Source organism: Streptomyces barkulensis, assembly GCF_002843305.1.
Classification (GTDB): Bacteria; Actinomycetota; Actinomycetes; order Streptomycetales; family Streptomycetaceae; genus Streptomyces; species Streptomyces barkulensis.
Genome location: NZ_PGSG01000106.1, coordinates 101,260 through 111,067 on the forward strand (window position 1 = coordinate 101,260; position 9,808 = coordinate 111,067).

At 72.5% G+C, this 9,808-nt stretch carries 8 protein-coding genes; 7 read left to right on the forward strand and 1 reads right to left on the reverse strand.

The window, feature by feature from the left end; genetic code table 11:
• The first annotated feature begins 14 nt into the window (after window positions 1-14).
• From CUT83_RS23815 to CUT83_RS23835, 5 genes are all read left to right on the forward strand, one after another.
• Entirely contained in the window at window positions 15-698 is a 684-nt protein-coding gene (locus tag CUT83_RS23815; protein ID WP_158239051.1) for a thioesterase II family protein, read from the forward strand.
• Window positions 695-2,191: an FAD/NAD(P)-binding protein gene (locus CUT83_RS23820; protein WP_158239052.1), complete on the forward strand. Its 1,497-nt coding sequence runs from the start codon at window positions 695-697 to the stop codon at window positions 2,189-2,191. The genes CUT83_RS23815 and CUT83_RS23820 overlap by 4 nt, the downstream gene beginning before the upstream one ends.
• Complete coding sequence (locus CUT83_RS23825) at window positions 2,188-3,429, forward strand: ATP-grasp domain-containing protein (RefSeq protein WP_101257883.1); 1,242 nt, start codon at window positions 2,188-2,190, stop codon at window positions 3,427-3,429. The genes CUT83_RS23820 and CUT83_RS23825 overlap by 4 nt, the downstream gene beginning before the upstream one ends.
• Before the next feature lie 6 nt (window positions 3,430-3,435).
• On the forward strand, window positions 3,436-4,389 hold the full coding sequence (locus CUT83_RS23830) for a hypothetical protein (RefSeq protein WP_101257884.1): 954 nt from the start codon (window positions 3,436-3,438) through the stop codon (window positions 4,387-4,389).
• Between the two features lie 185 nt (window positions 4,390-4,574).
• Window positions 4,575-5,522: an EamA family transporter gene (locus tag CUT83_RS23835; RefSeq protein WP_240957715.1), complete on the forward strand. Its 948-nt coding sequence runs from the start codon at window positions 4,575-4,577 to the stop codon at window positions 5,520-5,522.
• Window positions 5,523-5,961: 439 nt separating this feature from the next.
• Here the strand turns inward: CUT83_RS23835 and CUT83_RS23840 are convergent, their stop codons facing one another.
• Window positions 5,962-7,536, reverse strand: coding sequence for a DHA2 family efflux MFS transporter permease subunit (locus CUT83_RS23840; RefSeq protein WP_101257885.1), 1,575 nt, complete (start codon window positions 7,534-7,536; stop codon window positions 5,962-5,964).
• 174 nt (window positions 7,537-7,710) lie between these two features.
• Between CUT83_RS23840 and CUT83_RS23845 the strand changes: the two genes are divergently transcribed.
• Together CUT83_RS23845 and CUT83_RS23850 are read left to right on the forward strand one after the other, a co-directional pair.
• Window positions 7,711-8,349: a TetR/AcrR family transcriptional regulator gene (locus tag CUT83_RS23845; protein ID WP_101257886.1), complete on the forward strand. Its 639-nt coding sequence runs from the start codon at window positions 7,711-7,713 to the stop codon at window positions 8,347-8,349.
• A 206-nt stretch (window positions 8,350-8,555) separates the two neighbouring features.
• On the forward strand, window positions 8,556-9,808 hold a 1,253-nt coding region (locus CUT83_RS23850; RefSeq protein ID WP_241524760.1), incomplete at its 3' end, for an ISAs1 family transposase.

Genomic DNA, 9,808 nt, shown 5'->3' on the forward strand with positions numbered 1-9,808 from the left:
AAAGGGAGGAATCTGTGAGTCCAAGGGAGCCCGGAGTCTTCGTCTTTCCGGGCGCTGGATCATTCGGGGGCGAACTGCGCCCGCTGGTCGGTGAGCTGGCTCCGGGCGCCTGGGTCGTCCGCTACCCCGGCCGCTTCGGAAAGGACTTCGGCAGCACCGCCGGGTCGTTCGACGACACCGTGGAGGCGTGCGTCGGCCAGGTGCGCCGGCGGCCGAACCGCCCGGTCCTCGTCGGGCACAGCTTCGGCGCGTACGTCGCCTATGCCGCGGCGGCGCGACTGGAACAGCTCGGCACGCGGGTCTCCGCGCTGGCGGTCGCGGGCGCCACCGCACCGTCCCTGCTGACCGTCCCCGAGGCGGCCACCCGCAGCCGGACGGACGCCGAGACCTACCTGGAGAGCATCGACCCCGGACTGCTCTCGAAGCAGTCCGGCGAATGGCGGGACGTCGTCCTCGACACCCTCGCGCACGACCTCCGGCAGCTCGGCGAGTTCACCGCGTCAGAGTTCCCCGAGGTGCGCTGTCCGGTTTTCACCGCCTGCGGGACCGCCGATCCACTGGCGTCCGCGGACGGGATGGGCGGATGGGCCGCGGTCACCGCCGCCGGGTGCGCCCACCGGGACTTCCCCGGCGGTCACTCGGACCTGCTCCACTCGCCGGAGTTCGCCGTTTGGCTGCGCGAGGTGCGGGACCGGTGAGCGATGCCGCCTCTCCGGCCGCGCGCAGGAGGGTGGTCGTCGTGGGAGGCGGTGCCACAGCCGTGAGCGCGATGGCGCACCTGGTCCGCCTCTGCGGCGGTGTGGAGAGCGTGACCTTCGCCGCCCCGCTGCCGATCGGTCTGGGAACGGCCTTCGGCACGACCGACCCCGCCCTGCTGTGCAACACCTCGGTCGACGTCACCTCACTGATCGCGGAGGGCGAGTCGGACCTGCTCGCCTACCTCGCGGCGCGAGGACACCCCGTCCACCGCGACGACTTCGTCCCCCGCTGGCTCGTCGGCCAGTACTGCCGTGAGCGCTTCGGCCGGTACGTGGAGGACGCGCGGCGCGCCGGCGTACGGGTCACGCACTTCCGCGACCACGCCACCGCCGTCGAACGGGTCCGCGACGGGTACCGGGTCGCCCTGCGGTCCGGGGGCTTCATCACCGGTACGGACGTCCTGCTGTGCCACGGCGCCGACGTCCCGGTCCTGCCGGATGACATCCGGCCCTACGCGGGCCACCCACGCCTCATCGAGGCGGCCCACCCGGCGCACAGACTGCGGAAGCTGCCCCCTGAGGCACGCGTTCTGGTGGTCGGGACCAAGCTGTCCGCGATCGACGCGGCCCTGGTACTGGCCGGGGACGCCCGGCGCCGTGTCGTGCTGACCTCTCCCTCCGGAGAGCTGCCGGCCGTGCGCACCCGTCTTCGCCGTATGCCGTCCCCGGTGCTCGACCACGGCGTCTGGGCGGGCGTCGGCCCGGACGACGAGAACCTGGACCGCGCGCTGACCCGCCAGCTGCTGTCGGCGGCCCGCTCCGTGCGGCCGGGCGGTCCGGGCGGTCCGGTGGGCGTCCGCCGTTTCCCGGGCGACGCCGCCGAGACCCTCCGTGAGGAGACACGTCTCGCCGCCGCCGCGCACATCCCGTGGCAGGACGTCGTCGCCGAACTGATCGACGTGCTCAACGCGTACGCCTCCCGGTGGGACGCCGGATCCCGGAGCACCGTCCTGGAGCGGTACAGGGCGCTGATGTCCCGCTACATCTCCGCCATACCGCTCCGGAACGCCTCCCTCCTGCTCCGCCACCTTTCGGACGGCCGCCTGAGGGTCTCACCGCGGTACCCGCTGCGTGTCGAACCCCACGAGGCCGGCTGGACGGTGGAGTGGCCCGGCGGCAGCCGGGAGTCCTTCGACCATCTCGTCTGTGCCGCCGGCTACCGCCCGCCGCCGATGCGCCGTGCCCCGAACGGGCTGCGCATCGGCCACGGCTGCCGGGGGGCGGCGCCGGAGGTCCTCGAGGACCTCCGGGTGCGCTTCACACCCGAGGGCCCGGCCGAGCGCGTCTGGGCCCTCGGCGCCGGTGCCGGAAGCCGCTACCCGATCGTCAACTACCTGAGAGCCGCCGCCCAGCATGCGGCGGTCGTCGCCCGGCAGCTCTCCTCGGACAGCGGCGAGGGAGCCGAGCCGAGCGCGGAAAGGATCTCCCTGTGATCGCCCTCGTCAACCCCGTCTCCAGCGGGAGCGAACTCGCCGCCGCCTTCGCCGAGGAAGGCGCCGACTGCCTGCTCGTCCACACCCGGGACCAGGCGTCCGCCTTCCACCGCGCGACGGCGAACGGCCGCAGGTCACACCTGCACACGGAACTCGCCGGGACCGCCGAGTACCTGCGCTCGGCCGGAGTGCGCACCGTGATCGCGGCGAGCGAGTTCGGGGTGACGCTCGCCGACGAGCTCTCGGAACTGCTCGGCCTGCCGCACCACCGGCATGAGCTGCGGGCCGCGCGGCGCGACAAGTACCTGATGGCCCGGGCGCTGGCCGACGCGGGCCTGCCGCACGCCCGCACCGTGCTGCTGCGCACCGAGGCGGAGCTGCGGGACGCGCTCGACGGCTGGGACGCCTTCCCCCTCGTGATCAAGCCCCTCAACAGCGCGGGCAGCGACGGCTGCCACATCAGCGCCGACGCCGCGGAGGCCGTCGCCGCGTTCCGCCGGATCGCCGGCCGGCCCAACCTCACCGGGGAGGTCAACGACGCGGTGCTGCTGCAGGAGTTCCTCCAGGGCACCCAGTACATCGTGAACACGGTGAGCATGGAGGGGCGCCACCTGACCAGCGAGGTCTACGCGGAGCGCATCGACCGGTCGGAAGGCGCCCCGGTCCTGCGGCACATCATCTCGCGCCCCGTCCTGAACGACGCCGAGCGGGAACTCGTGGACTACGTGTCGCGCTGCCTGGACGCCCTGGGCATACGGGAGGGCGCGGCGCACACGGAGGTCATGCTCACCGGCCGGGGACCGCGGCTGGTGGAGGTCAACTCCCGGGTGATGGGCCCCTCCCTGGCCCCCGACCCCTACCACGCGGCCTTCGGCTACAGCCACCAGCACCTCGTCGTGGAGCGCTTCCTGCGCCCCCAGGAGTTCGCCCGGCGCTTCGAACTGCCCTACACCGCCGCCCGTACAGTCGCCAAGGTGTTCCTGCGTCCGCACCGCCCGGGGGTGCTGCTCGCGGTGGAAGGAGCGCGGGTCCTGCGCAGGCTGGCCGGCTTCCACAGCATCGACCGGCTCCCCGCCGTCGGCGAGCCGATCCACGACCGTCATCTCACCACCGGGCGGAGCGGCATCGCCTACCTCGTGCACGAGGACGAGGACCTGCTGCTCAGCTCACTCGGAGTGCTCCACGACCTGGAGGACACCGGCGGGTTCTACCGCCTGGCCGAAGCCGAACGGAACTGATGCCCGGTGCCCATCGCCCTCATCGCCCTCTCGGTGCTGTTGCAGGCCGGCACCGAGGGTTTTCTGTCGGGGCGGCTCGACGTGACGAGCAGTCTGCTGTTCTCCCTGCTCGCCTTCGTGTCGTCCGCGGCCGTCTTCCTCCTCATGTCCGTGCTGCGCGGGTGCCGTCGGCCGCCGGCACCGCGCCGGCCGGTGCGGCGGCTGCTGTGGCGGATGAACATCGCGAGCGCGGTGACGTTCCTGGGCTTCTACCTGTCCCTGGTATGGGTACCGGCCGCGCTGGCCGCCAGTCTCATGGCGGGCGTCGGGCCGCTCGCCGTCGCTCTGATCGACACAGTGCGCCGCACGGGCGCACCCGGGCGGGCGAGCTGGGCGAGGGGCGGGACGCTGCTGGCCGTCTCCCTCCTGGCGGCACTGGCGTGCGTGCCGCCGGGTGAGCTGTCGCGGACCGGCCCCACCACGGTCGGCGGCGGGGCGCTGGCCGTGGCCGCGGGGTTCGGCGCGGCGTATCTGGCCATGGTGTCGCGGAGTCTGGGCACGCTCGGGGTGGATCCGGTCCTGGTGATGGCCCACCGCTTCCATCTCACCTACGCGGTGGCCGCCCTCCTGCTGCTGTCGCGCGGCGGGCCGGGCGGCCAGGAGATGGCCTTCGGCGCCGCGGCGGTGGCGGGGCTGCTGGGTGTGGTCCTCCCGCTCTACCTGCTCCAGATCGGCATCCAGAGGTGTCCGCCGATGGTCACCATGGTGCTGCTCACCACGCTGCCCGGCCTGACGTACGTCGCGCAGGTCCTGTTCGGAGACACGTTCCGGCCGTTGAGCGCCGTGATGATCACAGCGATGATCGCGCTGGCGCTGCTGTTCGCCCGGATCGAGCAGCGCTCCCGCCCCGTCCTCCGGGCCGCCCCGGCCGGCGCGCCGAAGCCGGTGGCCGCTCCGCCCCGGCGCGCCGGCCGGGGGTGACCGCTCGGTCCGCGCCCGCGGAGCGCCGAAGCCGACGGCCACCGGGGCCGACGACCGGACGCCCCCTCGGGCGGACGGCACCGGCCGGGCCGCCGGGCCGGGGGTCCGCCACGGAATGATCCCGGACGCGGGCGGCTGCGGGAAAACCGTGTGACGCGTGGCGCCCGGCCATCGATACTCCGCGCGTGGCCACCCCGAACATATCGAACGCCTCGAACGCGGACAGGACCGGAACCCGTGCGTCTCCGCCGTCCGGCCGCCCCCCTCTGACCGCGTCGGCCGGTCGCGTCTTCGACGCGGTCCCGCCGACGGCGCTGGTACTGCTCGGCATCGTCAGCGTCCAGGTGGGCGCGGCGCTGGCCAAGAACCTGTTCAGCGCGGCGGGCAGTTTCGGGACGGTCGCGCTGCGGCTGTTCTTCGCGGCGGCGGTGCTGATGCTGCTGTGGCGGCCGTCGCCGCGCATGAACCGCCGCGCGTGGACGGTGGTGCTCGGCTACGGCGCGGTCCTGGGCCTGATGAACCTGTGCTTCTATCTGGCGCTGGACCGGATCCCGCTGGGGATCGCGGTGACCATCGAGTTCCTCGGGCCGCTGGGGGTGGCCCTGGCCGGGGCGAGGCGGTGGCTGGACGCGTTCTGGGCCGTGCTCGCGGGAGGCGGCGTGGTGCTGCTGATGGAGGGGCGCGGTGAACTCGACCTCGTCGGCTGCCTGTTCGCGCTGGCCGCGGGGGTGTGCTGGGGTCTGTACATCCTGCTCGGCGCGGCGTTGGGCCGCCACACCCCGGAAGGGAGCGGGCTGGCGCTGGGGATGGCCGTCGCGGCGCTGATGGCCGTGCCGCTCGGCGTGGCCGACAGCGGAACGGAGCTGCTCCAGCCGTGGGTCCTGGCCGCGGGGCTCGGGGTGGCGCTGCTGTCGTCGGTGATCCCGTACTCGCTGGACCTGGAGGCGCTGCGCAGGATGCCGCCGCGCGTGTTCGGCATCCTGATGAGCCTGGAGCCGGCGGTGGCGGCCCTCATCGGCCTGGTGGTGCTGCGGGAGTCGCTGTACTGGTCGCAGTGGGCCGCGGTGCTGTGCGTGGTGGTCGCGTCGGCCGGCGCCACCCGCGCCACCCGCGCCTCCCGCCCGGACTCCTGACCGCCGGGGGCAGGCCATCGGGGGCCGACCATCGGGGGCCGGCGGAAAGACGCCTCCCGGCGGCCCGCTGCGGGGTGCGGGCGGGTGCTGCGAGCACCATCTCCGTCCGCTCCTCGTGCGCGGTGGAGGACAGCAGGGAGGCGATCGCCGTCTTCGACACGGCCGGCGCGTTGTCGATGCGCGCCGGCTCACCGGCCAGAACCTGACGCGCGGCACCGGCGAGGGCGCGGTCGCTCAGCGCGACGTGCGCCAGCACCCGGTCGACCTGCGCACGGTCGGCGTCCGGCAGGGGACTGCCGTCGGTTACGGACTCGGCTGCCGCCGGCAGCTTCTCGTAGGCGGGAGCGAGGGTTGTGGTATCCACGTGAGACTCCGGGTGAGGGTGAGGACGGTCGGGAGGCCCGCGAGACCGGACGGCACCGGGGCCGCCGGCCCGGCGTCACCCGGTGGTGACGCGTGAGGCGGGAGCGGGGGAAGCGGGCGTCGTGGTGGGCCGCTTCCCCCGGCCGGGCAGGACGATCAGCGCGAACAGCCCGCCGACGATGGTGCCGACGGCCGCCGCGGCGAAGCCGACGCGCAGCCCGTCCGTGAAGACCGGGGCCACCGCGTCCATCACCGGGCCCTGCAGCCGGGCCGGCAGGTCGCCGATGGCGCCGAGGTCGCCACTGGAGAGGGCCTCGACGGCCCGGTCGCGCCGGGCGGCGGTCATGTCGACCGAGGAGAGCGCGCCGGGGACGGTGTCGCCCAGGTGCTGGACCAGCAGGGTGCCGGTCAGGGCGACGCCGAAGACGCTCCCGACCTGACGGAAGGTGTTGGAGACCCCGGAGGCCGTACCGGCCTGTTCGGGACGGACGGAGGAGAGCAGGGCGACCGTGGCCGGGGCCCCCACCAGGGAGACGCCCGCCCCGAGCAGTGCCATGGCCCACCAGTAGCTGTCGTAGCCACCGCCCGGCTCCAGCCGGGAGAACTGGAACAGGCCGACCGCGCTGGCCGCCGATCCGATCAGAATGGGGATCTTGGGGCCGTACCTGGCGGCGAGGACGCTCGCGACGTAGGAGAAGAGCATGATCGCCAGGTTCAGGGCCAGGAACCGGACACCGGTCTCGATGGTGGACAGTCCGTTGATCTGCTGGAGGTAGAAGGTGAGCAGGAAGATGCTTCCGTAGAGTCCGAACAGACCGAGGAAGTTCACCGCTCCCGCGACCACCAGCACCGGGCTCCGGAACAGGCCCATGGGCAGCATCGGGTCGTCCTGGCGCAGTTCCCACAGGACTAAGGCGGTCAGGGCGACGGCGGCCGCGGCGAAGGAGCCGAGGATGACGGGGGCGCCCCAGCCCTCGGCGCTGGCCTCGATCAGGCCGTAGACCAGGCCTGCCATCGCGGCGATGAACAGGAGCTGGCCGACGACGTCGGCGCGGCGCCCGACCGGCGACCTGCTCTCGGGCAGCATGCGGACCAGCGCGGCGAGCGCGACCAGGCCGACCGGCACGTTGACCCAGAAGATCGACTGCCAGCCGAGGGAGTCCACCAGCAGACCGCCGAGGACGGGGCCCGCGGCCAGGGCCAGTCCGCCGACACCGGCCCAGACGCCGATGGCACGGGCCCGAGCGGCGGGCTCGGGGTAGGCGCCGGAGATGAGGGCCAGGGAGACCGGGATCATGATCGATCCGGCGGCGCCCTGCAGGACTCGGGCGACCAGCAGGAACTCGTAGCTCGACGCGGCGGCGCACAGCACGGACGCGGCGAGGAAGCCGACGAGGCCGCCGAGGAAGATGCGCTTGCGCCCCAGGATGTCGCCCAGCGTGCCGGCGGTGAGCAGCAGGCACGCCACCGCCAGGGCGTAGGCGTCGATGACCCACTGGAGCTGGGTGATGTCGGTCGACAGATCGCGCTGTACGGCGGGAAGCGCGACGTTCACGATCGTGGAGTCGAGATAGACCATGAAGATGCCGACGCAGATGAAGGTCAGCAGAGGGCCTTTGCCGCGGGTTGCGGCCGGGGGGTGGCTTGTCATGTCGTCCTCGCGTTCGCGCGGAAGCGGAAGCTGGAAGCCCTGGCCAGGGAGGCGCGAGGAGCCGGGGAGGCGCCCCTCGCGACGCGACGACCGTAATTGACTGACCGCCGGTCAGTCAATCGACCGCCGGTCGGTCATGTAGGGTGGAGGGGTGACCGACAGGAGGTGTGCGCGATGACCCGGCCGACGGTCCGAAAGAGGCGCAAGAGGGTCGTCAAGAGCCCCGAGGAGCGCAGAGCGGACATCCTGCGCGCCAGCCGTGAGGTGTTCGAGACGATCGGCTTCGCCGACGCCAAGATCGTGGACATCGCCGAGGCCGCCGACATCGGCAAAGGCACCTTCTACGCGTACTTCGAAACCAAGGACCACGCTCTCGGCGCCCTGTGGGAGGAGTACGTCGACGCTTTCGTCGCCACCACCGAGGAGATCCTCGCCAGGGGAGAGGCGTGGTGGCCGACGATCGACGAGCTGCTGATCACCCTGATCGAGCACGCCGTGGACAACGCCGGACTGCACCGCATCGTCTACGGATCGGCGAACGCCAAGGCGCTGGAGCTGTGCAAGGAGTCCAACGCCCGGGTGGTGGACCTCATGTGCGACTTCGTCAGCCGGGGAGCCACCGCGGGCGCGTTCCGGTGCCACAACCCCGACTGGGCCTTCCGCATGGTCTACCACGCGGCCGACGGCCTGCTGGACGACCTCATCGCCCGCCGGACTCCCATCGACACCGCGGAAGTCACCCGCAGCGTGCTCGAACTCGCCCACCGGACGCTCGGTGATCACGACCTGAAGGAGAAAGCCGGCGACCGATGAGTCTCCGGCACACAGGCCTGAGGGGCCAGGGTCTTTGAGAAGTGCCGAGGTGGGCGGTTCGCCTGCTGAGCTCCGGATGTGGCGGCTTGTCGACTTCTGCCAGCGGTGACCCTGGACACAGAACAGGCATGGACGCTGGTGATCATGTGGGTGTCGAGTCCGTATGAGCACCGAGCGAGTCCATGCCTGCGCACCCATCTTCCCGCATGCCGTCATGCCTTCGGCAACTGGGGGACACCCCCGACCCGATCCCGCTGCAGACAGTCGCTGACCTGCGGGGTTTTCTGGCCACGGTGCCCGACCCGCGGGCCCGTCGCGGCATCCGCTCCCCCTGGACGGCCCTTCTCACCGCCGCGGCTGCCGCCGTTCTGGCCGGTGCCGCCTCCATCACGGCGATCGGCGAGTGGATCGCCGACGCCCCCCCAGCACGTCCTGGCCCTGCTCGGATCCCGCCCCGACCCTCCCCCAGCCTCCGGCCGGGAGGTACCCCCACCGGACTGATCCGCCCGCCCCATGCCACCACCGTCCGCCTCGTCCTCGCCGCTGCGGACGGCGACGCCCTCGACCGCGCCATTGGCGACTTCCTCCGGGCACGCAAGGCCCCGAACTCGAAACGGAAGGTCATCGCCGTCGATGGCAAGACCCTCCGCGGTTCCCGCACCACCCGCCGGACGGCCACCGCACTGATCGCCGCGATGACCCACAGCGGCGAGGTCCTTGCGCAACGACAGATCGACGGCAGGAGCAACGAGATCCCGGCCTTCGCCCCGCTCCTGGACGGCGTCGACCTGACCGACGCCGTCATCACGGCGGACGCCTTGCACACCCAGCACGACCACGCCGCCTACCTGCACGAACGAGGAGCGCACTACCTGGCCGTCGTGAAGCGGAACCACCCCGGACTGCATGAGCGCCTCCGCCGCCTGCCCTGGCGCGACATCCGCCTCGACCACGTCGAGCGCACCCGGGCCCGTCACCGCGACGAGATCCGACGCCTGAAGACCGCCGCCTTCGCTCACCTCGACCACCCGCACGCCCGCCAAGCCCTCCAGGTCGTGCGCTGGAGACGCGATCTTGGCACGGGAAAGCTGACGATCGAGCGGATCTACCTGGTCACCAGCCTGCCGCCCGGTGCGGCCGGCGGCCACGAGCCCGCAGCCTGGATCCGCGGCCACTGGCGCATTGAGAACCAGCTGCACCACGTCCGCGACCGCACCTTCCACGAGGACGCCCCGCACATCCGCACCCGGCACCTGCCCCGCATCATGGCCGGCCTGGGGGCACCTCCCGGCCGAAGGCTGGGGGAGCAACCTCGCCATCGGCGTCCACCGCCAGGACGGTCACACCAACATCGCAGCCGCCCTCCGCCGTACCGCCCGCGACCACCTGCGGCCCCTCACCGCCCTCGGACTGGCATGACGAACCCGGACACAAGATCACTTCTCAAAGCCCCTGGGGT

Bases quoted from the DNA above. Each gene is read 5' to 3' on its own strand.
- CUT83_RS23840 (WP_101257885.1), bottom strand. From the start codon at position 7,536: ATGACAAGCCACCCCCCGGCCGCAACCCGCGGCAAAGGCCCTCTGCTG.
- CUT83_RS23845 (WP_101257886.1), top strand. From the start codon at position 7,711: ATGACCCGGCCGACGGTCCGAAAGAGGCGCAAGAGGGTCGTCAAGAGC.